Source organism: Nitratireductor sp. ATLC21, from assembly GCF_057196525.1.
On sequence record NZ_JBXUOU010000001.1, the window covers coordinates 670,837 to 694,117 of the forward strand.

At 59.9% G+C, this 23,281-nt stretch carries 22 protein-coding genes and 1 riboswitch; of the genes, 14 read left to right on the plus strand and 8 right to left on the minus strand.

What is annotated here, in order from left to right:
* Window positions 1–30 precede the first annotated feature (30 nt).
* Together AC2CHD_RS03330 and AC2CHD_RS03335 are read right to left on the minus strand one after the other, a co-directional pair.
* Window positions 31–717: an HAD hydrolase-like protein gene (locus AC2CHD_RS03330; RefSeq protein WP_484552571.1), complete on the minus strand. Its 687-nt coding sequence runs from the start codon at window positions 715–717 to the stop codon at window positions 31–33.
* 13 nt (window positions 718–730) lie between these two features.
* Window positions 731–2,743 (minus strand): acetyl-CoA carboxylase biotin carboxylase subunit, encoded by a 2,013-nt coding sequence (locus tag AC2CHD_RS03335; RefSeq protein WP_484552572.1) that lies wholly within the window; start codon window positions 2,741–2,743, stop codon window positions 731–733.
* Between the two features lie 196 nt (window positions 2,744–2,939).
* On the opposite strand from AC2CHD_RS03335, the gene AC2CHD_RS03340 reads away from it, so the two are divergent.
* The 8 genes from AC2CHD_RS03340 to parE all read left to right on the plus strand — a co-directional run bounded on the left by AC2CHD_RS03340 (window position 2,940) and on the right by parE (window position 12,891).
* Window positions 2,940–4,067 (plus strand): S-(hydroxymethyl)glutathione dehydrogenase/class III alcohol dehydrogenase, encoded by a 1,128-nt coding sequence (locus AC2CHD_RS03340; protein ID WP_229449085.1) that lies wholly within the window; start codon window positions 2,940–2,942, stop codon window positions 4,065–4,067.
* Complete coding sequence (locus tag AC2CHD_RS03345; protein WP_484552573.1) at window positions 4,030–4,536, plus strand: YaiI/YqxD family protein; 507 nt, start codon at window positions 4,030–4,032, stop codon at window positions 4,534–4,536. The genes AC2CHD_RS03340 and AC2CHD_RS03345 overlap by 38 nt, the downstream gene beginning before the upstream one ends.
* A gap of 4 nt (window positions 4,537–4,540) precedes the next feature.
* On the plus strand, window positions 4,541–5,380 hold the full coding sequence (fghA, locus tag AC2CHD_RS03350) for an S-formylglutathione hydrolase (protein WP_484552574.1): 840 nt from the start codon (window positions 4,541–4,543) through the stop codon (window positions 5,378–5,380).
* A gap of 211 nt (window positions 5,381–5,591) precedes the next feature.
* Window positions 5,592–5,975 carry a helix-turn-helix domain-containing protein gene (locus tag AC2CHD_RS03355; RefSeq protein ID WP_229449083.1) on the plus strand — a complete coding sequence of 128 codons (384 nt, stop codon included), beginning with the start codon at window positions 5,592–5,594 and terminating at the stop codon, window positions 5,973–5,975.
* Between the two features lie 225 nt (window positions 5,976–6,200).
* A riboswitch (glycine riboswitch) is annotated at window positions 6,201–6,308 on the plus strand.
* Window positions 6,309–6,350: 42 nt separating this feature from the next.
* Complete coding sequence (gene gcvT, locus AC2CHD_RS03360) at window positions 6,351–7,454, plus strand: glycine cleavage system aminomethyltransferase GcvT (RefSeq protein ID WP_484552575.1); 1,104 nt, start codon at window positions 6,351–6,353, stop codon at window positions 7,452–7,454.
* 7 nt (window positions 7,455–7,461) lie between these two features.
* Window positions 7,462–7,830 (plus strand): glycine cleavage system protein GcvH, encoded by a 369-nt coding sequence (gcvH, locus tag AC2CHD_RS03365; protein WP_484552576.1) that lies wholly within the window; start codon window positions 7,462–7,464, stop codon window positions 7,828–7,830.
* A gap of 9 nt (window positions 7,831–7,839) precedes the next feature.
* Window positions 7,840–10,641: an aminomethyl-transferring glycine dehydrogenase gene (gcvP, locus tag AC2CHD_RS03370; RefSeq protein ID WP_484552577.1), complete on the plus strand. Its 2,802-nt coding sequence runs from the start codon at window positions 7,840–7,842 to the stop codon at window positions 10,639–10,641.
* Window positions 10,642–10,833: 192 nt separating this feature from the next.
* Window positions 10,834–12,891, plus strand: a complete 2,058-nt coding sequence (parE, locus tag AC2CHD_RS03375) for a DNA topoisomerase IV subunit B (protein ID WP_484553201.1) — start codon at window positions 10,834–10,836, stop codon at window positions 12,889–12,891.
* A gap of 13 nt (window positions 12,892–12,904) precedes the next feature.
* Here parE and AC2CHD_RS03380 read toward each other — a convergent pair whose 3' ends face one another.
* Complete coding sequence (locus tag AC2CHD_RS03380; protein ID WP_229449078.1) at window positions 12,905–14,050, minus strand: DUF2336 domain-containing protein; 1,146 nt, start codon at window positions 14,048–14,050, stop codon at window positions 12,905–12,907.
* A gap of 136 nt (window positions 14,051–14,186) precedes the next feature.
* Between AC2CHD_RS03380 and AC2CHD_RS03385 the strand changes: the two genes are divergently transcribed.
* Together AC2CHD_RS03385 and AC2CHD_RS03390 are read left to right on the plus strand one after the other, a co-directional pair.
* The gene (locus AC2CHD_RS03385; protein WP_229449077.1) at window positions 14,187–14,642 is read left to right on the plus strand and encodes a MaoC family dehydratase; all 456 of its coding nucleotides are present in this window, start codon (window positions 14,187–14,189) and stop codon (window positions 14,640–14,642) included.
* 2 nt (window positions 14,643–14,644) lie between these two features.
* Window positions 14,645–15,523 (plus strand): HpcH/HpaI aldolase/citrate lyase family protein, encoded by an 879-nt coding sequence (locus AC2CHD_RS03390; RefSeq protein ID WP_484552578.1) that lies wholly within the window; start codon window positions 14,645–14,647, stop codon window positions 15,521–15,523.
* A gap of 10 nt (window positions 15,524–15,533) precedes the next feature.
* Here the strand turns inward: AC2CHD_RS03390 and AC2CHD_RS03395 are convergent, their stop codons facing one another.
* Both AC2CHD_RS03395 and AC2CHD_RS03400 read right to left on the minus strand, forming a co-directional pair.
* Window positions 15,534–16,142, minus strand: coding sequence for a flavin reductase family protein (locus tag AC2CHD_RS03395; protein ID WP_484553202.1), 609 nt, complete (start codon window positions 16,140–16,142; stop codon window positions 15,534–15,536).
* Window positions 16,142–16,702 (minus strand): nitroreductase family protein, encoded by a 561-nt coding sequence (locus AC2CHD_RS03400; RefSeq protein WP_484553203.1) that lies wholly within the window; start codon window positions 16,700–16,702, stop codon window positions 16,142–16,144. The genes AC2CHD_RS03395 and AC2CHD_RS03400 overlap by 1 nt, the downstream gene beginning before the upstream one ends.
* A gap of 206 nt (window positions 16,703–16,908) precedes the next feature.
* Here AC2CHD_RS03400 and AC2CHD_RS03405 point away from each other — a divergent pair, with 206 nt between their 5' ends.
* Window positions 16,909–17,817: a hypothetical protein gene (locus AC2CHD_RS03405; RefSeq protein ID WP_484553204.1), complete on the plus strand. Its 909-nt coding sequence runs from the start codon at window positions 16,909–16,911 to the stop codon at window positions 17,815–17,817.
* A gap of 69 nt (window positions 17,818–17,886) precedes the next feature.
* Here the strand turns inward: AC2CHD_RS03405 and thrS are convergent, their stop codons facing one another.
* The 3 genes from thrS to AC2CHD_RS03420 form a co-directional block, all read right to left on the minus strand.
* Window positions 17,887–19,875 carry a threonine--tRNA ligase gene (gene thrS, locus AC2CHD_RS03410; protein ID WP_484552579.1) on the minus strand — a complete coding sequence of 663 codons (1,989 nt, stop codon included), beginning with the start codon at window positions 19,873–19,875 and terminating at the stop codon, window positions 17,887–17,889.
* Between the two features lie 108 nt (window positions 19,876–19,983).
* Window positions 19,984–20,301, minus strand: coding sequence for a membrane protein insertion efficiency factor YidD (gene yidD / locus AC2CHD_RS03415; RefSeq protein ID WP_484552580.1), 318 nt, complete (start codon window positions 20,299–20,301; stop codon window positions 19,984–19,986).
* A 4-nt stretch (window positions 20,302–20,305) separates the two neighbouring features.
* On the minus strand, window positions 20,306–20,752 hold the full coding sequence (locus tag AC2CHD_RS03420; protein WP_229449071.1) for an iron-sulfur cluster assembly scaffold protein: 447 nt from the start codon (window positions 20,750–20,752) through the stop codon (window positions 20,306–20,308).
* A gap of 242 nt (window positions 20,753–20,994) precedes the next feature.
* Here AC2CHD_RS03420 and folE point away from each other — a divergent pair, with 242 nt between their 5' ends.
* From folE to AC2CHD_RS03435, 3 genes are all read left to right on the plus strand, one after another.
* A complete protein-coding gene (gene folE / locus AC2CHD_RS03425) occupies window positions 20,995–21,660 on the plus strand; it encodes a GTP cyclohydrolase I FolE (RefSeq protein ID WP_229449070.1) in 666 nt (221 codons plus the stop codon).
* Window positions 21,660–22,106 (plus strand): phosphoribosyl-AMP cyclohydrolase, encoded by a 447-nt coding sequence (gene hisI / locus AC2CHD_RS03430; RefSeq protein WP_229449069.1) that lies wholly within the window; start codon window positions 21,660–21,662, stop codon window positions 22,104–22,106. The genes folE and hisI overlap by 1 nt, the downstream gene beginning before the upstream one ends.
* Window positions 22,107–22,298: 192 nt before the next feature.
* Window positions 22,299–23,279, plus strand: coding sequence for a patatin family protein (locus AC2CHD_RS03435; protein ID WP_484552581.1), 981 nt, complete (start codon window positions 22,299–22,301; stop codon window positions 23,277–23,279).
* Window positions 23,280–23,281: the final 2 nt, after the last annotated feature.

A 23,281-nucleotide genomic window follows, 5' to 3' on the forward strand; every position in this document is an offset into this window, starting at 1 on the left:
ACGCTCCGCCGCCGACGGCTTATTCAGGGGTCAGATCGCCGGTGCAGGCACCAGAACCCGATCGATCGCAGCGGCAAGCTGCGAAGGGAGCTCAACGACCGCTACGGCTCCGGCCTCTTCGAGTTCGTCCCTGTCACCGAAACCCCATAAAACGCCGATTGCCGGAATTGCATTGGCTTTGCCACCAGCGACATCGTGAAGGCGGTCGCCGATCATAACGACGTTTGATGGATCGATGGGTTCGTTCGCCAGAATATGCCGGATCAGGTCTGCCTTGTTTGAATTGGTCCCGTCGGGCGCGGAACCATGAATCGCATGAAAATATTCCGAGAGGCCGAAATGGGCGATGATGTCCTTGCTGTAACTCTCCAGTTTCGACGTCGCCACCGACAGAAAATATCCTGCCTCAACGCAATGGACGAGGACATCCCTGATTCCGGGAATCAGTTCGTTCTCGAACTTGCCGATCTCCTGATAGCGGTCACGGTAGTGGCCGACCGCTTCCCAGATCCTCGCTTCGTCATCCGTCTCCAGAAACGCAGCAAAGGTTACCTGCAAGGGCGGCCCGATATGAGAGCGAATGGTGGCATCGTCGGGCGCAGTGCGCCCCATCTTTTCCATCGCGTGGCGGATGCCGTTTGAAATTCCGGTGAACGGGTTCGTCAGCGTGCCATCGAGGTCAAACAGCGCCGCTGCCCGCTTTATGTTCTCCGCCATTCAGAAAAAACTCCTATTCGAATTCCATTATAACCGCGTCCACGGCAAGGCTATCGCCCGGCGCTGCGTTGATCTTGGAGACGGTAGCATCTCGCTCCGCGCGCAGGACGTTTTCCATCTTCATCGCCTCGACGATGGCCAGCGTCTCGCCGGCCTTCACCTCCTGTCCCTCCGTGACGGCGATGGAGACGACCAACCCCGGCATAGGACATAGCAGCATTTTGGATGTGTCCGGCGCTTCGCGCACCGGCATCAGCCGGTCCAGATCAGCAATTCTTGGCAGCATCACGCGCGCATCCGCTGAGACGCCCTGCCACGCAAGCTTCACTCCATTCAGAATGGGCCGCACCTGAACGGCAACACTACGGCCATTGACCTCCCCTTCCCAGACCGGCTCCCCGGGACGCCAGTTGGAGCGCACGGTCAACGGGTCAGCACCGTCAATGCGGATATCCATTTCCAGCGGAATTGAAATCATGCCCTCAACAAGACTGACCGGGAGATACGTGTCCTCCAACCGCACAACCCAGTCGCGCTTCAGTTCACCCGAATGCGGGGCCAGTCGACCGGTCAGCCGGTCCAGCCTGTCGCGCCGCAGAAGCTCCACGGCCAGCGCCACGGCGGCAAGCACCGTTCGCTCGCCAGCCATCGGGGAAGGCGGAGAGAAGCCTTCCGGGAACTCCTCGGCAATGAAACCTGTCGACAACCGCCCTTCGCGCCAGCGCGGATGGCTCATCAGGGCGGCAAGAAAAGGAATATTGTGTTCGATCCCGTCAATGACAAATCGGTCGAGCGCTTCACTCATGGCATTGATCGCGTCCAGACGTTCCGGCGCCCAGGTGCACAGTTTCGCGATCATCGGGTCGTAGAACATCGAGATCTCGGAGCCTTCGGTCACACCGGTGTCATTGCGCAGCACCGCATCCCCAAAACGCCCTTCCTGAGGCGGGCGATACCGGGTGAGCCGGCCGATGGAGGGCAGGAAGTTGCGCACAGGGTCCTCGGCATAAATGCGGCTTTCAATGGCCCAGCCATTGAGCTTGACATCTGCCTGTTCAAAGGAGAGCGCCTCTCCTGCGGCCACCCGCAGCATCTGCTCCACCAGGTCAATCCCGGTGACAAGCTCGGTCACCGGATGCTCCACTTGGAGGCGTGTGTTCATTTCGAGGAAATAGAAGTTGCGGCTCTTGTCGACGATGAACTCGACTGTGCCAGCACTTTGATAATCAACGGCTTTTGCAAGCGCCACGGACTGCGCGCCCATGGCGGCGCGGGTTTCCGCATCGAGAAAGGGTGATGGCGCTTCCTCAACCACTTTCTGATTGCGGCGCTGAATGGAGCATTCGCGCTCCCCCAGATAGAGGCAATTGCCGTGCGCGTCGGCCAGCACCTGGATTTCGATATGCCGCGGCTCTTCCACGAATTTTTCGATAAAGATCCGGTCATCGCCGAAGGATGATGCCGCCTCGGATTTCGAGCGTTCGAAGCCTTCGCGCGCCTCATCATCGTTCCACGCGATCCGCATGCCCTTGCCGCCACCGCCGGCCGATGCCTTGATCATCACCGGATAACCGATTTCACCGGCAATCTTCACCGCATGTTCGGCATCGTCGATAAGCCCCATGAAACCTGGAACGGTCGAGACCCCTGCTTCTGCAGCAATCTTCTTGGAGGTGATCTTGTCGCCCATAGCCTGAATGGCCTTTGGCTTGGGACCGATGAAAACGATGCCCTCCGCCTCCAGCTTTTCGCAGAAGGCAGCATTCTCGGAAAGAAATCCGTAGCCTGGGTGAACGGCTTCAGCCCCGGTTTGCTTGCAGGCGGCGATGATCCGATCGCCGAGAAGATAGCTCTGATTGGCCGCAGCCGGGCCGATATGCACCGCCTCATCGGCCATCTCCACATGCACAGCATCCGCATCGGCATCGGAATAGACTGCGACAGTCGCGATGCCCATCCGGCTTGCTGTCTTCATCACCCGGCAGGCGATTTCACCGCGATTGGCAATGAGGATCTTCTTGAACATGAACGGTGGTTCCCCCCAACGAGCAGCGTTGACACTGTTCTATGGCCTGATGCCGCCCCGCTCAAGCACTTCGCGGCACTGTCATGTGCGAAGCGGCTTTGCCAGTTTGCGTCATCCGCAGGCCCGATCGGACTTGCGGCTTGATGCATTTCCTGAAACTTTCGGCGTAGATTCCGGACTTGCAGGAGAAGTGTCCATGAAAACCCGTGCCGCTGTCGCCGTTCAGGCAGGAAAACCACTTGAAGTCATGGAGGTCGACCTCGACGGGCCGCGCGAAGGCGAAGTGCTGATCGAAGTGAAGGCGACCGGCATTTGCCATACGGATGAGTTCACTCTGTCGGGTGCCGATCCCGAGGGAATTTTCCCGGCGATTCTCGGCCACGAGGGCGCCGGCGTCGTTGTGGACGTGGGCCCCGGCGTCACCAGCCTCAAGAAGGGCGATCACGTAATCCCGCTTTACACGCCCGAGTGCCGTGAGTGCCCGTCCTGCCTGTCGCAGAAGACCAATCTTTGCACCGCCATCCGCTCGACCCAGGGCCAAGGCCTGATGCCCGACGGCACGAGCCGTTTCTCCATCAACGGCGAAAAGCTGCATCATTATATGGGCTGTTCGACCTTCTCGAACTTCACCGTTCTTCCCGAGATCGCGGTGGCAAAGGTCAATCCCGATGCCCCCTTCGACAAGATCTGTTACATCGGTTGCGGTGTGACCACTGGCGTAGGAGCCGTTATCAACACAGCCAAGGTGGAAATCGGCGCGACTGCGATCGTGTTCGGCCTCGGCGGCATCGGCCTCAATGTCATTCAGGGCCTGCGGCTTGCCGGTGCCGACATGATCATCGGCGTCGACCTCAACAATGACAAGAAACCGTGGGGCGAAAAATTCGGCATGACGCATTTTGTCAATCCGAAGGAAGTCGGCGAAGACCTTGTCCCCTATCTCGTCAACATGACCAAGCGCGGTGCGGACCAGATCGGCGGCGCGGATTACACGTTCGACTGCACGGGCAATGTCACTGTCATGCGCCAGGCGCTGGAAAGCGCGCATCGCGGCTGGGGTGAATCGATTATCATCGGCGTGGCCGGCGCGGGTCAGGAAATCTCCACCCGTCCCTTCCAGCTCGTCACCGGACGCACCTGGAAAGGCACCGCCTTTGGCGGCGCGCGCGGCCGCACAGACGTGCCCAAGATCGTCGACTGGTACATGGAGGGCAAGATCGACATCGACCCGATGATCACGCACACGCTTTCGCTCGATGAGATCAACAAGGGCTTTGACCTCATGCATGCCGGCGAATCCATCCGTTCCGTGGTGGTTTACTGAGATCGAGACCTTGCCGACCCTCTATGTGGATGCGGACGCCTGTCCGGTGAAACAGGAAGCAGCCCGTGTCGCCGAGCGGCACGGGGTTGTGATCGTTTATGTCTCCAATGGCGGATTGCGTCCTTCACGCGATCCCATGGTGCGGCACGTCGTGGTGCCGGGCACCGTCGACGCCGCCGACGACTGGATCGTGGAGAATGCCGTTAAGGGCGACATCGCCATCACGGCGGATGTGCCGCTGGCAGCGCGCCTCGTCGAAAGGGACGTGCATGTGCTTGGGCCCACCGGGCGGACTTTCACGCCCGCAAGCATCGGCATGGACGTCGCCATGCGCAATCTCAAGCAGGACCTGCGCGAATCCGGGGAGATCAAGGGATACAATCCCGGCTTCACCGCCCGCGATCGCTCCGACTTCCTGCAGGCGCTCGACCGAACGGTACGCCGCGCATTGAAAGAACCAAAGGACTGAACCTATGAAAACCGTTTCCACCGCCCGCTCGCATGGCGGGGTTCAGGGCGTTTACACCCACGAAGCCGAAACCTGCCAATGCGACATGACATTCGCCGTGTTCGTTCCGCCGCAAGCCGAAGATGGCCCCTGCCCCGTCCTGTGGTATCTGTCCGGCCTAACCTGCACCCACGCCAATGTCATGGACAAGGGCGAATACCGCCGCATGGCCGCAGAGCTCGGCATGATTGTGGTCTGCCCAGACACCAGCCCGCGCGGCGATGATGTGCCGGACGAGCCGGAGAACTGGCAGTTCGGCAAGGGTGCCGGCTTTTATGTCGACGCGATACAGGAGCCTTTCGCCAGGAATTACCGAATGTATTCCTACATTGCCGACGAACTACCGGCACTGATCGCAAAACACTTTCCGGCGGATATGGACCGTCAGGGCATTTTCGGACACTCCATGGGAGGGCATGGCGCGCTGACGATCGCGCTCAAAAACCCCGACCGGTTCAAAAGCTGCTCCGCCTTCGCTCCGATAGTTGAACCATCCACGGCCGGCTGGTCGAAGCCAGCGCTTGAGAAATATCTGGGCAAGGACCAGGCGGCTTGGCGCCGATACGACGCCTGTGCGCTCGTCGCCGATGGCGCACGCTTTCCAGAGTTCCTGATCGACCAGGGCACCGCAGACGGGTTTCTGGACGAAGGTTTGCGGCCATGGCTGTTCGAAGAAGCCTGCAAGAAGGCCGGAATTCCACTTACGCTCAACATGCGCGAGGGATACGACCATTCCTATTTCTTCATCTCGAGCTTCATGAATGATCATCTTGCCTGGCACGCCAAGCGTTTGGGCACATCTTGATCTGAATCAATTTGTGACATCCATGAATCACCCTCTCACCTTTCCAGGTCAACACACCGAGAAATAACGATATTTTGCCATCGCCCCATTCCGCGATATTGCCAAAACTTGTCCTGAAGCGTCCCTTCCGGCATGCTTCATGGGAATAACCTGCTCTCGGGGTGGAAGACACAACCGGAGATGTCCGCTGGGAATATGGAGGTTCAGACCGGTGCATGACACCGCACACATTTATACAGATTCACCCGATCACGACACGATGGGCGGCCGCCTTTCACGAGCCCGCGACGCTGCTGGACTTCCTGTCGCTGAACTCGCCCGCCGTCTGGGCGTGAAGACAGCAACGATACAGGCCTGGGAGAGCGACCGGGCACAACCACGCGCCAACCGTCTTGCCATGCTTGCCGGCGTTTTGAATGTGAGCCTGTCCTGGCTGTTGCATGGTGTCGGAGTCTCGCCCGCTGATGAAAGCCGCTCGGAACTTGTCAATGCCGTTTCAGCCAATCTGAAGCGTATCCGCAAACTTCAGGACGAGACAAACCGTCTGGTCGCCCAGATCGAAGCCGACCTTGCCCGCGCGGTGGGCTCACGTTGAGAAACGGTCGTTAAAGCCGTCGTCTCTCTTGTGCACAGAAACCATCATGCCAATGCCAGGCAGAGCATTATGTCAGGTGACAAACACATTCGCCTGCGCTAGTTTCCAGCCGTCGAGGGCAGAAGCCCTGCCTGGCTGCGGGAGAGGGCCAAACCGGCAAGTGCCGGAGCGGACGCCGAAGGGGAAATCGCCCGAAATCTCTCAGGCAAAAGAACCGTAGACGGGCCAAGACACTCTGGAAAGTCGGGGAGCGATCCCCGCGCCGAAGGTGTAAGCGTGGTCGACAGAGTTCCGGCTGCGCGAGTCTCTCAGGCTTCCGACAGAGGGGCACGAACATGTCGCTTATCGCGGCATGCGTGCGATTCTGGAGGAATGATGAGCGACACGAAACCCCAAAAACACCTGCCGCTGGAAGCGCTGCATGAAGATGCAGGCGCGCGTTTCGGCGCATTCGCCGGCTGGAGTATGCCGCTGACCTACCCTGCCGGCGTCATGAAAGAGCATTTGCACACGCGCGAAAGTGCAGGCCTCTTCGATATTTCCCACATGCAATTGTTCGAGCTTGAAGGCGCCGGTGCCGCCGATTTCCTGTCGCGCGCCTGCCCCATCGATGCAGCGGCCCTGAAGGATGGCCAGTCGAAATACACCGTTCTTCTCAACGAGAATGCCGGCATCATCGACGATCTGATTGTCACGCGTCTTGGCGAAAACCGCTTCATGGTCGTTGCAAACGCCGGCAATGCCGACAAGGACGAAGCGCATTTCCGGGCCATTGCTACCGCGTTCGAGGTTTCGCTCACCCCGCTAGAACGCGTGCTCTTGGCGCTGCAGGGCCCTGAAGCCGAAGCTGCCATGATTGCGGCGGGCCTCGATCTGAGCGACCTCACCTTCATGACCGGCACCGAGCCGCGCAAGGGTTGGTTCGCGGCCCGTTCGGGCTACACCGGCGAAGACGGTTTCGAGGTGGCACTGCCCGTCGATGAGGCGGAGCGTTTTGTCCGCACGCTGCTCGACGATGAACGGGTTCAATGGGTGGGTCTTGCCGCGCGCGACAGCCTGCGCCTGGAAGCAGGCCTTTGCCTGCATGGTCAGGATCTCGACGAAAACACAGATCCGGCGAGTGCGGCCATCCTATGGGCCGTGCCGAAGGCGCTGCGCGAAAAGGGCCAGTTCATCGGCGCGGAAGCGTTGCAGAAAATCATCGCGGAGGGCGCAAGGGAAAAGCGTGTCGGTCTGAAGCCGGAAGGTCGTCAGCCGGTCCGTGCCGGTGCGCTGTTGATCAACGAGGCAGGCGAGAGGGTCGGCCGCGTCACATCGGGCGGGTTTGGGCCTTCGGCCGGACACCCGGTGGCCATGGGTTATGTGGCCAAACCGCTCTCCGAACCCGGCACCCGTCTTTTTACCGAAGTGCGCGGCAATCGCATCGCACTCGACGTCCATCCCCTTCCCTTCACGCCGCAGCGCTACAAAAAAGGATAACAGCCAGATGAGCCAGACCTATTTCACCGAAGATCACGAATGGATCAAAGTCGAGAACGGCGTCGCAACCGTGGGCATTACCGACTACGCGCAGGAACAGCTTGGCGATCTGGTCTTTGTCGAATTGCCGGAAACCGGCGCCACGCTCTCCAAGGGTGACACTGCCGTGGTGGTCGAATCCGTCAAGGCTGCCTCCGATGTCTATGCTCCGGTCGATGGCGAAGTCGCGGAAGTGAACGATGCTCTGACAGGCGATCCGGCCCTGGTGAATTCTGCCCCGACCGGCGATGGCTGGCTTTGGAAAATGAAACTTGCCGATCAGAGCCAGCTCGAAGGCCTTATGGACGAAGCCGCCTACAAGGCGTCGATTGCCTGAGGAAACACCATGTCTGCCAAATCACTCTCTTTCGCCGCCCGCCATATCGGCCCGCGCGGTGAGGAAACCAAGGCCATGCTGGCAACGCTTGGCGTTCCTTCGCTCGAAACGCTCATCACGCAGGCGGTGCCGAAATCCATTCGCCTCGACCGTCCGCTCGACCTGCCACCGGCGGCCAGCGAATCCGAGGCTCTTTCCGAGCTCAGCGCCGCCATGCGCGAGAACAAGGTTCTGAAAAGCTTCATCGGCACCGGCTATCACGGCGTGAAGGTGCCACCGGTCATCCAGCGCAATCTGTTCGAGAACCCGGCCTGGTACACGGCCTACACGCCGTACCAATCTGAAATCAGTCAGGGCCGCCTGGAGCTCCTGTTCCATTTCCAGACGCTGGTAACAGAGCTGACCGGCCTGCCTGTCGCCTCCGCTTCCCTGCTCGATGAAGGGTCGGCCGTGGCGGAAGCCGTGGGCATTGCCTGGCGGCACCATCGTTCCAAGCGCAACAGGCTGGCACTTGCCGGCGAACTCCATCCGCAAACGCGTGATGTGGTCGTCACCCGCGCCGAGCCATTGGGCATTGAGGTTGACGGCGACACGATCGACGACGACACGTTCGCCCTCATCGTGCCTTGGGCGGATACATATGGCGTCTATGGCGATTACAGCGCGCTTATCGCCAAGGCCAAAGACAAGGGTGCCATCGTCATCATGGTGGCCGATCCGCTCGGCCTGCTTTTGAGCGAAACGCCGGCAGCGCTTGGCGCGGACATCGCTGTTGGCTCAATGCAGCGCTTCGGTGTGCCGATGGGCTTTGGTGGCCCGCACGCTGCCTATTGTGCAGTCTCTGACAAGCTCACACGTCTGATGCCCGGCCGTCTCGTCGGCCAGTCGGTCGACGCCCACGGCCGCCCGGGATATCGTCTGGCGCTCCAGACCCGCGAACAGCACATTCGCCGCGACAAGGCGACCTCCAACATCTGCACCGCGCAAGCCCTGCTTGCCAATATGGCAGCAGCCTTTGCCATATGGCACGGACCGGAAGGCCTCGTTGCCATCGCCGAGGGCATCCACGCGCGTGCGTCGCGCCTTCATGCAGCGTTGAAAGCCGCAGGCATCGAACTGGCGGGCGACAAGATCTTCGATACGGTAACCGCCACCGTTCCGGGCAAGGCTGACGAAATCGCCCAGAAAGCCGAGGCTGGCGGCCGTCTCCTTCGCGTGATCGACGCGGATCGGATCGGGATCAATGTCGACGAGACCACAGATGAGGATGATCTTGCCGCCGTTGCCGCCCTGTTCGGTGCGCAGTTGCCGGATGAAGCACCGCGCCTTGCTCCGTCAAAAGCGCGTGGCGAAGGCTTCCTCACCCAGCCCGACTTCCATGCCCACCGCTCGGAAACGGAAATGATGCGCTTCCTGCGCCGGCTCGCCGACAAGGATTTGGCACTCGACCGCGCCATGATCCCGCTCGGCTCCTGCACCATGAAGCTCAACGCCGCCGCCGAGATGATGCCGGTCAGCTGGCCGGAAGTGGCGGGGCTGCATCCCTTTGCTCCTGCCGGGCACACGGCAGGCTATCGTCGCATGATCGAGGATCTCGACCGCTGGCTTTCGGAAATCACCGGTTTCGATGCGGTCTCCCTGCAGCCCAATGCCGGCAGCCAGGGCGAATATGCCGGTCTTCTGGCGATCCGCCGGTACCATGCCGAGCGTGGCGAGGCCGGTCGCGACATCTGTCTCATCCCCTCCTCCGCCCATGGCACCAACCCGGCGTCCGCCTCCATGGCGGGTATGCGGGTGGTGGTCGTGCGCTGCACGGATGATGGCAATATCGATCAGGACGATTTGAAGGCCAAAGCGGCAGAACATTCAGACAAGCTAGCCGCTCTCATGCTCACCTACCCGTCCACCCACGGCGTGTTCGAGGAAGGCGTGCGCGACATGTGCGCGGTCATTCATGAGCATGGCGGCCAGGTCTATTTCGACGGCGCCAATCTCAATGCCATGGTCGGCCTTGCGCGTCCGGGCGATCTGGGCGCGGATGTCTGCCACCTGAACCTGCACAAGACCTTCTGCATCCCCCATGGTGGTGGGGGCCCCGGTGTCGGCCCCATCGGCGTCAAGGCACATCTCAAACCATTCGTGCCGGGCCATGTGGCGCTGGGCAGCGACCAGGCGGTCGCGGCAGCGCCCTATGGCAGCGCGTCGATCCTGCCCATCACGTGGATGTATATCCGAATGATGGGTGGAGACGGGCTCAAACGGGCGACGGAAATGGCAATCCTCAACGCCAACTACATCGCTCACAGGCTGAAAGAGCACTATCCGGTGCTGTATAAAGGCCGCAATGACCGGGTCGCGCATGAGTGCATTCTCGACACGCGCGTCTTCAAGGATCGTGCCGGCATCACCGTCGACGATATCGCCAAGCGGCTCATCGATTATGGCTTCCATGCCCCGACCATGAGCTTTCCGGTTGCGGGAACATTGATGGTCGAACCAACGGAATCGGAGCCAAAGAGCGAGGTTGATCGCTTCTGTCAGGCGATGATCTCCATTGCCGAGGAAGCAGCGAAGGTTGAAAAGGGCGTATGGCCGAACGAGGACAATCCTCTCGTCAATGCACCCCACACGGCGATGGAGCTGATGGGCGACGAGTGGACACACCCCTACAGCCGCAATGAAGCCGCCTTCCCCGAGGGTGCGCTGGCGTCCGCGTCCAAATACTGGCCGCCGGTCTCGCGCGTCGACAATGTCAGCGGCGACCGCAATCTGGTCTGCGCCTGCCCGCCCATCGAGGCATTGGCCAGCTGAGACTAACACCACGGATCATCTCCCCTGTCGGGGGAGATGATCGCTCTTTTTGCCGCATGCACTTGGCTGGGGCCCGCGCTTTCTGATAAAGCGTCGTCCACACACTCCGAACGGAACCGGAACAGGCTTCGCTTTGCCCTGGAATCCATGGCAAACTGCGATGTGATTCGCGGACAGGACACAACACGCTTCATGGACGACAACAACGACCTCTTCGCCGGAATGACCGCAAATGTGGAACGTGCGAAAGCACCGGAGCCGGCAGCGCCTGAACGCAAGCCCGCACCGCGCCCCGCGCCGTCCCCCTCGCCCACATCGTCCGGAGATGGCTACAGTGCTGCCGACATCGAGGTTTTGGAAGGCCTTGAGCCTGTCCGCCGCCGTCCCGGCATGTATATTGGCGGCACCGACGACAAGGCGCTGCACCACCTCTTCGCCGAGGTCATCGACAACTCCATGGATGAGGCGGTGGCCGGTCATGCCACTTTCATCGAGGTGGAGCTGGACGCGGAAGGCTTTCTTTCTGTCACGGATAATGGTCGCGGCATCCCCGTAGACCCGCACCCTAAGTTCAAGGACAAGTCGGCGCTCGAGGTCATCATGACCACGCTGCATGCCGGCGGCAAATTCGATTCCAAGGTTTATGAGACCTCCGGTGGTTTGCACGGGGTGGGCGTTTCTGTCGTGAATGCGCTCTCCGAACTCCTTGAAGTCGAGGTCGCGCGCAATCGACAGCTCTTCCGCCAGACCTTTTCGCGCGGTCTGCCGCAGGGCGGGCTCGAAAAGCTCGGCGATGTCCACAACCGTCGCGGCACGAAAGTGCGCTTCAAGCCGGACGAGCAGATCTTCGGCAAGGGCGCCAAGTTTGAACCGGCGCGCCTTTACCGCATGGCACGCTCCAAGGCCTATCTCTTCGGCGGTGTCGAGATCCGCTGGGTCTGTGCGCCCGAGTTGATCGGTGAGAAAGACCAGACGCCGGACAAGGCCACCTTCCACTTCCCCGGCGGATTGAAGGATTATCTGATCGCTTCGCTCGACGGGCAGTTTCAGGTCACCAAGGAAGTGTTTTCCGGCCGCAGCGAAAAGAGCTCCGGCCATGGCGCGGTGGAATGGGCGATCACCTGGTATGGCGGCGACGCCATGCTCAATTCCTACTGTAACACCGTGCCCACTCCCGAAGGCGGAACCCACGAGACCGGCTTCCGCAACGCGCTCCTGCGCGGCCTTCGCGGCTATGCCGAGCTCACCGGCAACAAGCGCGCGTCCATCATCACCTCCGAAGACGTGATGATCTCGGCCGCCGGCATGCTCTCCGTCTTCGTTCGCGAGCCGGAATTCGTCGGCCAGACCAAGGACAAGCTGGCCACGGCTGCCGCCATGCGCATTGTCGAAAACGCCGTGCGCGATCCCTTTGACCACTGGCTTGCGGAAAATCCGCAGGAGGCCTCCAAGCTTCTCGATTGGGTTGTGGCCCGCGCAGACGAACGCCTGCGCCGCCGCCAGGAACGCGAAGTCAGCCGCAAGAGTGCGGTGCGAAAACTGCGCCTTCCCGGAAAGCTCGCCGACTGTACCATGGGTGCAGCGGCGGGTGCCGAAATCTTCATTGTCGAGGGCGACTCCGCCGGAGGCTCCGCCAAGCAGGCGCGCAATCGAGCCAGTCAGGCCGTATTGCCACTGCGAGGCAAAATTTTGAACGTGGCCAGTGCCGGCACCGGAAAACTCGCCGCCAACCAGCAGATCTCCGACATCGTTCAGGCGCTTGGCTGCGGCACCAGGTCGAAATATCGCGAAGATGACCTGCGCTACGATCGCGTGATCATCATGACGGACGCCGACGTCGACGGCGCGCATATCGCGTCTCTGCTGATCACCTTCTTCTACCAGGAGATGCCGCAGCTTATCGAGAACGGGCATCTCTACATGGCCGTACCCCCGCTCTACCGCATCAGCCAGGGTGGCAAGACCATGTATGCTCGCGACGACGCGCACAAGGACGAGCTTCTGGAAACGGAGTTCACGGGTCGTGGTAAGGTCGAGATCGGGCGCTTCAAGGGACTTGGCGAGATGATGGCGAGCCAGCTCAAGGAAACGACCATGGATCCGGCCAAACGCACATTGCTGCGCGTGTCCGTTCTCGATGGCGAAGAGGCGACAAAGAGCGCCATAGATTCCCTGATGGGTACCAAACCCGAGGCACGCTTTCGCTTCATTCAGGAGAACGCAGAGTTCGCTGACGAGCTGGACATCTGAAGCGCCTGGTTCTTCAGGCGGCTGCGATCGCCTGTGCTTGAATACGCGCATTCTCGCGCAAGGCGTCTAGGTGAATGGACCGTAACAACCCGGCCAGTTCTGCGGCATCCGCTGCAGGTCCATCCTGCCCCGGCGTGGCTCCAATGCTCTCAAGCATCAGCCAGGAAACCTCTTGAGCGCCTGCTATCCGCTTACCGAGCGCGACGTCACGCCAGACGGCCAAAGCTCGGATGATCGGTGCATGAACAGGCTTTGCAAGACCTGCTTTTTTGAAAAGAGCGGCCAGCGGTAGATCGCGTCCACTTACCAGAAGCCCCCCGATCCTTGCCAGGGACTCTCCTGTCAATGACATAAGGACATGGCCAAAAAAATCGATCTTTCCATGGGCCACAAGTCGCACGATGAAACTGGTCGTCAATTCCCCCTGGATGCGAAGATGCTCAACCATGGCCCCGTGCTCATCGGCGTCGAGGGTCTCGATCAGCGTGAGCGAAGCGCGAATACAGGCATCCTTGGTGAGCTTCTCCGCACGCGCCGCGCCCACCAGCGCTCGCACTAAAGGAGCGTCCCGCAAGGCTTCTCCCAACTGTCGCAAGAGCACGTGGCGGCAATCCGAGGGCAAACGCGGGTCCCCAGCCAGTCTTTCCCGCAAACGCGCATCGTTTCCGTGGCGTTCGATCATGCGGCGAAAACTCACGGCCGCAATGTCCGCGCTCGAGTTTTCCGCCAAAGCTATACAAGCCTCGAGAGCCCCCACCTCCGCTATGGCGGCAGACACACTCATACTCAGATGCGCACGCCGCGCGATGAGGCATTGGGTTGCCACTCTTTCGTCCGCGACCCGATCAATGAGATCAGTGTCGGACAGAACCGGAGAGCGCGCCAGGATTGGCGCAGCGACGTCCGGCTGATCAGACGCCAGAGCCGCCACCACCTGCACGGGCGCGTGCCGGCTCATGGAAAGCGCCTCGGCCAGCGCGAAGCGCACCTTGGAAGATGGATCGTCAAGCAAAGCCGTCAGTGCGGCCTCTGCCGCGTAGCGATCCTCGAACGGCAGCTCTCCCTCGAGATAGGCTCTGGCGAGGGCTGCTGCTGCTCCTGCGCGTTCGGACACTTTTGCCGTCTGCGTCCACTTGAGAAAATGCTGAACCACTTGCACGAAGTCACACTCCCGCCCTGTCTGAAGCAAACCTAGCGTGAATTCGTATAGGAAACGTTTACCATAAGAGCGACTTGCGGCCCGCCGCCGCCGCCCCTATCAAGAGACAGATCATCCTTTGGACGGGAGGAGCCCTATGGCGGGCCTTTATCTTGAGGAATTCCAGCCAGGACAGGTGTTTCAACACACCCTGCGCAAAAGCGTTACCGAAAGCGACAACATGTTGTTTTCAACCATGACGCTGAACCCTCAGCCGCTTCACATCGATTTCGATTTTGCAGAGAAGACCGAGTGGGGCAAGCCGTTGGTCAACTCACTCTTCACCCTCGGTCTGATGATCGGCATCTCGGTACACGACACAACGCTCGGCACCACCGTGGCCAACCTTGGAATGACCGAAACCAACTTCCCGAACCCGGTGTTCCACGGCGACACGATCCGTGTCGAGACGGAGGTGAAGTCGGTGCGCGAATCCAAATCTAAGCCCGATCGAGGCATCGTGGAATTCGAGCATCGGGCTTTCAATCAGAATGACAAACTGGTGGCCCGCTGCCTGCGCCAGGCGATGATCCTCAAGAAAAAGAGCGCTTGAACATGCGCTCGCTGCTCTTTGTTCCAGGCGATTCTGAACGCAAGCTCGAAAAGGCTTTGCACGGATCAAGCGACGTTCTGATTGTTGATCTGGAAGATTCAGTCGGTCTCCACAAGAAGGAAGAAGCACGTCGCGTCACGGCCGCGTTTCTGGAGCACGCACGAGCCCGCACAAAAGCTCGGCTTTTTGTGCGGGTAAACGACCTGTCCTCCGGTTTCACCAATGATGACCTCGACGGGATCATGAAGGGCAAACCGGATGGCATCATGCTCCCCAAGGCCGAAGGCGGAGACGACGTGGCACGTCTCGCAACGATGCTGCGCGTCCACGAAGCAGAAAACGGGATAGAAGACGGGCGAACACGCATTCTCCCGATCATCACGGAAACTGCCCTTGGCGTTCTGAATGCCGCCAGCTACCGCAATTGCAGCCCGCGTCTCTGCGGACTGACCTGGGGAGCCGAAGATCTTTCCGCGCATATCGGCGCGCTCACAGCGCGCCACGAAGACGGAAGCTATACATCACTCTTCCAGCTCGCGCGCAGCATGACGCTTCTGGCTGCCGCGGCAGCGGGTGTTCCAGCCGTTGACACGGTATTCCCCAACTTCTCCGACACAGAAACATTTGAGAGAGAATGCCGCACCGCTGCCCGTGATGGTTTCGTCGCCAAGATGGCCATTCATCCGGCCCAGATCGAGCCCATCAATACCATTTTTACGCCCTCCGCTCGGGAGATAGAGGACGCGCGCGCGGTGGTGAAGGCATTTTCCGCCGCGGGCGATGCAGGCGTGGTGAACATTGGCGGGCGAATGTATGATCGCCCGCACCTCGCCCTTGCCCAGCGTGTTCTTGAACGCGCCGCTGCGGTTTCTGAGGATTGACCGAAGGGGTTCAGTCGCCCTTCCATTGCGGCCGTGTCATCTCGAAAGTCTCGGTGATCGCCGCATAATCGCGATAGCCGAGACGCGCGAGATTGCTTGCAGCGACGGCATCGAACTGGCCATCCTTCAACACGGCCTCGCTGATATACACGCCAACCACTTCACCGGTAACAACAATCACGCCCGCCGGTGCCCCATCGAGACCCAGCGGACGCCTCACCTCGGTCACCTTGCATTCAAGCGCCGCATGGCATTCACCCACGCGCGGCGGCTTTACAAGCTTTGAGGGAGCTTCCGTGAGGCCGGCAAATGCAAATTCGTTGACACCACGCGGCGCATCCACCGAACTGGCGTTCAGTTGTTCGGCGAGATGTTTGCTGGCCAGATTGACGACAAACTCGCCGCTCTCTTCGGCGTGGGTAGCGCTGTCCTTTGCCCCTTCCGAGGAAAAGAAGACCAAATGCGGATTGGACGAGATCGCATTGAAGAAGGAATATGGAGCGAGATTGGCAATTCCCTCTTGAGAGAGCGTGGAAATCCAGCCAATCGGGCGCGGCGACACGATGGCCTTGAACGGGTCGTGTGGTAGCCCATGGCCCTTGGATGGTTCGTAGAACATCATTCCTCCCACGGTCCGGTGTACTCGGAGACGATATCATCAAGCTCCGGGCGCGGTCGTTCCAGAAGCTCACCGTCAAAAGAGCCGATGTGCACAAATCCAACCACACGCTCCTGCGGCGCGAGCCCCAATATGCGGCGACCTTCGGCATCATCCGAATACCAGTTTGTAATGAGATTGGTGCCGTAGCCCAGAGCGTTGGCGGCAATCATCAGGTTCATTGCAGCCATGCCACCGGAGAGGAACATCTCCCACTCGGGGATTGTCGGGCTCTCTTTGGGAACGCACACCACGCCAATCACCAGGGGTGCGCGCGAAAACCGGGTCCGTTCCTGCTCGATCCGCGCCTCCGGGAGGTTGTGTTCCCGCTCCATGGCGCGTGCGGCCAAGGCCTCACCCACCTGCTTTCTGGCGTCGCCCCGATAAAGAATGAAACGCCACGGTGTTAACCGGCCATGATCTGGCACACGCGAGGCCACCTTCAATATGGTCTCGATTTCCTTGTCGGACGGCGCTGGTTCCGCAAGATCTTTCACCGGCGTCGAGCGGCGCGCAAGCATGAAATCAAGCACGGATGGGTGCAATTGTCTGTCTCCTGTAGGATAAAAAGGCCTGACTCAGGCAGAATGTTTTGCGAAAGCTTTCTTTCGTGGAATTCAGATCGCACAATCGCCTTGAAATTGCCACCGCCTTGGGCTTCATGTCAGGCATGCGCAGTCCTTTAAGATCGATACTCTCCTGTTTCGCCCTGTGTGCTTCTCCACTGATGGCGTTTCCCGCTCATGCGCAGGAAGATAGGGCAAATGCAGTGGATGGTCTGCGCCTGCCGGGCCTCAACAATTATGCTCCTGCTTCAGTGGATAATGCCTTGGCCATCGCCGAGACTGGCGAGGTTACTCTTGTCGCTCACCTGAATGAGGGTGGCGAGGAGATCCCGAATGGGCTTGTTTGGCGTATTTTTGGGACGCAGCCAGGCGCAGATGAGAAGCTCCCACTGGTGGCCACCGCCCGTGGCGGCAACACGGTTTTCCAGCTCGCCCCGGGGAGCTATCTGGTACACGCTGCCTACGGTCGCGCCGGTGTCACCAAGCGCATCACGGTCGGGCGGGAACCGATGCGTGAGGACCTGTTCCTTGACGCGGGTGGCCTGAAACTGAATGCAATCCTTCCCGGCGGCGTGAGGATTCCGCAGAATCAGCTTCGCTTTTCAATCTACGAGGCCGGTGAAGACAATATCGGAGACGGTACCCTGATTCTCCCGGACGTTCAGCCTGGCAGCATCGTGCGTCTCAATGCCGGCACATATCACGTCGTCGCCAAGTATGGCGCCATGAATGCCGTGATCCGCTCCGATATCCGTGTCGAAGCTGGCAAGCTCACTGAAGCGACAGTCGAGCACCGGGCCGCCGACCTCACCATGAAGCTCGTGCGCGAACGCGGTGGCGAAGCCATTGCCGACACCGCCTGGTCGGTGCTCACCGACACAGGCGAAATCGTCTACGAAACGGTCAGTGCCTATGCATCCATGGTGCTAGCGGAGGGCGACTACACCATCGTCGCCAAAAATCGTGACCGAATCTACCAACGCGATTTCTCGGTCGTCCCCGGTCGCAATCAGGACGTTGAACTCCTCCCCACAGACCTGCTCGATACGCGCAATCAGTTTCCAGATTGATTTGCTTCCGCCTCAGATGAAAAAGCCGCGCATCGGCGCGGCTTTTTCCGAATGAAGCATTGAACGCCTTCAGGCCGCAGGCACCTTTGCAGCCTTCCGCTTGAGGTCAGGCGGCATTGCCTCCTCGACCAGCATTGCGGTGACATCGGTGAGCGACATGGAAGCCTGATCGCGGCTGCCCAGACGGCGGATATTGACCGTGCCCTCCTCAGCCTCGCGCTTGCCGCACACGAGAATGACCGGAACCTTGGCCAGCGAATGCTCGCGGACCTTGTAGTTGATCTTCTCGTTACGCAGATCCGCCTCAGCCAGAAGCCCAGCCTCCTTCAGCGTCTCCGTCACTTTCAGCGCATAAACATCGGCGTCGGAGGTGATCGTCGCCACCACCACCTGCACCGGCGCAAACCAGAGCGGGAAATGTCCGGCATAGTTTTCGATCAGAATGCCAAGGAAGCGTTCCATCGAACCACAGATGGCGCGATGCACCATAACCGGCTGCTTCTTCTCTGAATCCTGATCGATATAGAACGCGCCAAAGCGCTCCGGCAGGTTGAAGTCGATCTGGGTCGTTCCGCATTGCCACTGGCGGCCAATGGCATCCTTCAGCACATAGTCGAACTTCGGACCGTAGAATGCGCCATCGCCGGGATTGATCGCGGTCTTGATGCGCCCGCCCGACTGTTCGGCAATCTGCACCAGCACCTTGCTCATGATCTCTTCGGCATGATCCCATAGCGCATCGGAGCCGACGCGTTTTTCCGGCCGCGTGGAGAAGTAGACAGTGATTTCCTCGAAGCCGAAATCAGCATAGGTGGAGAGAATCAGGTCGTTGATCTTCAGGCACTCGGCCGCAAGCTGCTCTTCCGTGCAGAAGATGTGGGCATCGTCCTGCGTAAAGCCGCGCACACGCATCAGCCCGTGCAACGCGCCAGATGGCTCATAGCGGTGCACATTGCCGAATTCGGCAAGCCTGATCGGCAGGTCACGATAGGATTTCAGGCCGTGCTTGAATATCTGCACGTGACCGGGACAGTTCATCGGCTTCAGCGCGAAGGTGCGGGTGTCTTCCGCCTCGTCATCGGCGCACTCAACCTTGAACATGTTCTCCTTGTACCAGCCCCAGTGGCCAGAGGTCTCCCACAGGCTCTTGTCGAGCACCTGCGGTGCGTTGACCTCATCATAGCCATCGGTGGCGAGCCTGCGGCGCATGTAGCTGACGAGGTTCTGGAACATGCGCCAGCCCTTGGAATGCCAGAAGACGACGCCCGGTCCCTCTTCCTGGAAATGGAATAGGTCCATCTCACGGCCAAGGCGGCGATGGTCGCGCTTCTCGGCCTCTTCCAGCATATGCAGATACTGGTCGAGCTCCTCCTGCGTCTGCCAGGCTGTGCCGTAAATGCGGGTCAGCATCGGATTGTTGGCATCGCCGCGCCAATAAGCGCCGGCCACCTTCATCAGCTTGAACGCCTTGCCGATCTGACCGGTGGACACCATGTGCGGACCGCGACACAGGTCAAACCAGTCGCCCTGCGCATAGATCTTCACGTCCTGATCCTCGGGGATCGCGTCGATCAGTTCAACCTTGTAGCTCTCGCCCTTCTCGGCAAACACCTTCTTGGCCTTGTCGCGCGACCAGACTTCCTTGGTGAAAGGCTTGTTGCGCGCGATGATCTCGGCCATCTTTTTCTCGATGACCGGCAGCTCCTCGGGCGTGAAAGGCTCGTTGCGGGCGAAATCATAGTAGAAGCCGTTCTCGATCACCGGGCCGATGGTCACCTGCGTGCCGGGCCACAATTCCTGCACGGCCTCGGCCAGCACATGAGCAGCATCGTGCCGAATGAGTTCCAGCGCCCGCGGATCCTCACGGGTAATGATTTCGATGTCGCCCGACTTGCCGACAGGGTCGGAAAGGTCGCGCACGGTGCCGTCGAGCGCATAGGCGACCGACTTCTTGGCAAGTGACTTGGAAATGCCGGCAGCAATGTCGGCGCCGGTCGTCGCCGCATCGTAGTCGCGAACGGAACCATCGGGAAATTTGAGGGAAACGGCCTCGGCCATAAGACTTCTCCTTATCCAGTCCCGCCAACGAGCGCGGGTGGTCTTGGTGTATGTAAGCAAGGGGCGTTTAGCGCCATCAGCGGAAAGCGTAAACCCCTGTAAGGCACCTTAAAGACGCCAATACCGCCAGGGAGCCCACCATTTCAGACGCTCATCCAGATGTTCGGGCACCGGATCAAGCCCGTGGGTACCACCCGGCCCGCAGCGCACAAGGCGAAAAAGCCCTATCCAGCCGCCAGCCCACAAGCCATGGCGGGCAATCGCTTCATAGGCGTACTCCGAACAGGTAGGGAGATGCCGGCAGGAATTGCCAATGAAACCCGACAGGGTGAGCTGATAGAACCGCACCAAAGCCGTGCCCAGAACACGCCCCGGGGTTTTGGGCCAGGGCCCCTGCCAGTTTCGGCTCCGCGCACCGTTTGCCATAACGTCAGGCGGCAGCGCCGGCACGCGCCTTCTCGATCTGGTCGATGGCATCCACCACCGCATCAAACGTCAGCAGCGTGGACGCATGACGCGCCTTGTAACCACGCACCGGCTCCAGATATTTCAGATCCTCGAAACGGCCGGCTGGCGGCGCGCCCTCATCTTTCAACATGGCGTACATCTGTTCGCGGACTTGCCGCAACTCGTCAAACTTCGCTCCCACCACATGAGCGGCCATAATCGAAGATGAAGCCTGTCCAAGAGCGCAAGCTTTTACCTCATGTGCGAAATCGACAACCGTGTCATTTTCGACCTTGAGATCGATCAGAACGGTCGAACCGCAAAGTTTGGAATGTGCCTTTGCAGAAGCATCGGGTGCTTCCAGCCGCCCGATCCGCTGAATATTTCCGGCAAAACCAAGAATTTTCGCGTTGTAGACGTCGTCCAGCATAGAATTTCCGTTCTGCCGCAACCGAAACACATCAAAGTCGCTTCGGCACCTTCCCTTCTGCTTCAAGCCACTTATATAATGGTCGCTGTGGGCCTGCGACAAGGCATGATGCCATTGTGGGTACCAGTTTCGCGCACGCCACTGTCAGGCCGGGCTGAGATTTTTCTCCAATACCCGCTGGATAAGGCCGTGAACCGTTCAACTCGTCCCTGCCGAGACAGGGACTACGGGAGACGCCTTCTATGGACGCCATTATCAAGAATTTTCCGCCTCATGCCGAAAAGGGTGAGAAAATCGCGGAGACGAAATCTTACATGGACAAGCCGGCTACCGAACGTCCATCTCAGGAAGAGGTGGAAAACGCCGTGCGCACCCTGTTGCGCTGGACTGGTGACGACATTGCTCGAGAAGGTCTGATCGAAACGCCCAAGCGCGTGGCCAAAGCCTACCGCGAAATGTTCTCCGGTTACGACCAATGCCCCGCCGAGGAACTGGGGCGGACCTTTGAAGAGGTGCAGGGCTACAACGATATGGTCCTGATCAAGGACATCTCGTTCCACTCGCACTGCGAGCATCACATGGTGCCAATCATCGGCAAGGCACACGTGGCGTATTTGCCGGATGGGAAGGTGGTCGGCCTGTCCAAGATCGCCCGCGTTGTCGACATTTTCGCCCGCCGCCTGCAGACGCAGGAAGCCATGACCGCACAGATCGCCCATGTCATTCAGGATGTCCTGAAACCGCGCGGCGTGGCCGTACTGGTTGAGGCCGAGCATATGTGCATGGCCATGCGTGGCATCCGCAAACAGGGCTCCGTCACGCTCACCACCACGTTTACGGGTGCATATCGAGAAGATCTTCAGGAGCAGGCGCGCTTCATGACCATGCTGCGCGACAATCATCGCTGATGACGACATTGAGTTTTCCTCCAGCCCCATCCGATAAGGCCGCGCTTGAAGAAGGCGCGGCTTTTTCGCCGCGCTTTGACGCCAACGGCCTTCTTACGGCGGTTGTGACAGATGCCGAAACGAATGCGCTCCTGATGGTTGCGCACATGAATGCCGAGGCATTGGCAATGACGCTTGAAACCGGCATTGCCCATTACTGGTCGCGCTCGCGGGGTAAGCTCTGGAAGAAGGGCGAGACCTCCGGCAACGTCCAGCACATTGTCTCCATCGCCACGGACTGCGATCAGGATGCGGTGCATTTGAGCGTGAAGGTTGCTGGCGATGGTGCCACCTGCCACACCGGCCGGCGTTCCTGTTTCTACAGAAACGTCTCTGTCCGTGATGGCAAGGCGGTTCTCATCGACCTCGGCATGAAGCCCTTGGATCACAAAGACGGACACGCTTGACCAAAAGTCGGTCTCGATTTCTTGATCGACCGCGGCGTAGACTTTCTTCTCGGGAACGCACATCTAGAGGCTGGCAGATTCGCCACGTTCCCCGGTGAGGCAGCGTTGAACCGTTCGGTTCGTCAAAGCGACGCATATTCACCAATTTGATACAGTTCCCAGGCATGATGCCATGGGGACGAGGAGATGATCATGCTCGATTGGGCATCTCTACGCAGGAAGCAAGACAGCAGGCAGGGCGATTTGGGTTCGCCTGAGCCACCCGTGGCCGAGCGGGTGCCTGCACCAAATCCCCGCAATGGTATCGCGCTTGCCCTCGGCGGCGGCGCTGCGCGCGGCTGGGCTCATATCGGTGTCCTGCGCGCACTCGACGAAGCGAACATCCCCATCGGTATGATTGCCGGCACCTCTATCGGCGCGCTGGTGGGTGGCTGTTATCTGGCCGGTAAGCTGGATGAATTGGAAGATTTTGCCCGTTCCCTGACCAAGCGGCGTATTTTTGGACTGCTCGACATCAATTTCGGCGGCAGCGGTCTGTTTGGCGGGATGAAACTCACGGCCCGCATGGAAGAGCATCTGCGCGGCGTGACCTTTGATGATCTTTCAAAGCCGTTTGTCTGCGTCGCTGCCGAAATTCGCACCGGCCACGAGATCTGGTTGTCGAGCGGGTCACTCATCACTGCGATGCGGGCTTCCTACGCGTTGCCGGGCGTTTTCGAACCAGTTACCTGCAACGGTCGAGTGCTTGTTGACGGCGCGCTCGTCAATCCGGTCCCTGTTTCGGCCTGCCGAACCTATGAACAGCCCCTCGTCATGGCCGTCAATCTTCATTACGACCTGTTTGGACGCGCTGCAGTCATCAAGCACGCAGCCGATATGCCTCGGGAAACCGAGCAAGGCGACAAAGCCCCGCTAGTGGTGGAAAAGGGCCCGCATCAGCGCGATCAGCGGCTCGGCATTACCGGCGTGATGGTCGAAGCCTTCAACATCATTCAGGATCGAATTTCGCGCGCGCGTATGGCGGGCGACCCGCCGGATCTGTCGCTCCAGCCCAAGCTCGGCCACATCGGCCTTACCGAGTTCCACCGTGCCGATGAAGCCATTGCGATCGGTTACGAGACCACCCAGGCCCGCCTCTCAGAGCTTGACCGGATCATCGCCGTTCTGGGGTAATC

Coding starts and splice junctions, on each gene's coding strand:
- AC2CHD_RS03330 (WP_484552571.1), bottom strand. CDS start 717: ATGGCGGAGAACATAAAGCGGGCAGCGGCGCTGTTTGACCTCGATGGC.
- AC2CHD_RS03335 (WP_484552572.1), bottom strand. CDS start 2,743: ATGTTCAAGAAGATCCTCATTGCCAATCGCGGTGAAATCGCCTGCCGG.
- AC2CHD_RS03340 (WP_229449085.1), top strand. CDS start 2,940: ATGAAAACCCGTGCCGCTGTCGCCGTTCAGGCAGGAAAACCACTTGAA.
- AC2CHD_RS03345 (WP_484552573.1), top strand. CDS start 4,030: ATGCCGGCGAATCCATCCGTTCCGTGGTGGTTTACTGAGATCGAGACC.
- fghA (WP_484552574.1), top strand. CDS start 4,541: ATGAAAACCGTTTCCACCGCCCGCTCGCATGGCGGGGTTCAGGGCGTT.
- gcvT (WP_484552575.1), top strand. CDS start 6,351: ATGAGCGACACGAAACCCCAAAAACACCTGCCGCTGGAAGCGCTGCAT.
- gcvH (WP_484552576.1), top strand. CDS start 7,462: ATGAGCCAGACCTATTTCACCGAAGATCACGAATGGATCAAAGTCGAG.
- gcvP (WP_484552577.1), top strand. CDS start 7,840: ATGTCTGCCAAATCACTCTCTTTCGCCGCCCGCCATATCGGCCCGCGC.
- parE (WP_484553201.1), top strand. CDS start 10,834: ATGGACGACAACAACGACCTCTTCGCCGGAATGACCGCAAATGTGGAA.
- AC2CHD_RS03385 (WP_229449077.1), top strand. CDS start 14,187: ATGGCGGGCCTTTATCTTGAGGAATTCCAGCCAGGACAGGTGTTTCAA.
- AC2CHD_RS03390 (WP_484552578.1), top strand. CDS start 14,645: ATGCGCTCGCTGCTCTTTGTTCCAGGCGATTCTGAACGCAAGCTCGAA.
- AC2CHD_RS03395 (WP_484553202.1), bottom strand. CDS start 16,142: ATGTTCTACGAACCATCCAAGGGCCATGGGCTACCACACGACCCGTTC.
- AC2CHD_RS03400 (WP_484553203.1), bottom strand. CDS start 16,702: ATGCTTGCGCGCCGCTCGACGCCGGTGAAAGATCTTGCGGAACCAGCG.
- AC2CHD_RS03405 (WP_484553204.1), top strand. CDS start 16,909: ATGGCGTTTCCCGCTCATGCGCAGGAAGATAGGGCAAATGCAGTGGAT.
- thrS (WP_484552579.1), bottom strand. CDS start 19,875: ATGGCCGAGGCCGTTTCCCTCAAATTTCCCGATGGTTCCGTTCGCGAC.
- yidD (WP_484552580.1), bottom strand. CDS start 20,301: ATGGCAAACGGTGCGCGGAGCCGAAACTGGCAGGGGCCCTGGCCCAAA.
- AC2CHD_RS03420 (WP_229449071.1), bottom strand. CDS start 20,752: ATGCTGGACGACGTCTACAACGCGAAAATTCTTGGTTTTGCCGGAAAT.
- folE (WP_229449070.1), top strand. CDS start 20,995: ATGGACGCCATTATCAAGAATTTTCCGCCTCATGCCGAAAAGGGTGAG.
- hisI (WP_229449069.1), top strand. CDS start 21,660: ATGACGACATTGAGTTTTCCTCCAGCCCCATCCGATAAGGCCGCGCTT.
- AC2CHD_RS03435 (WP_484552581.1), top strand. CDS start 22,299: ATGCTCGATTGGGCATCTCTACGCAGGAAGCAAGACAGCAGGCAGGGC.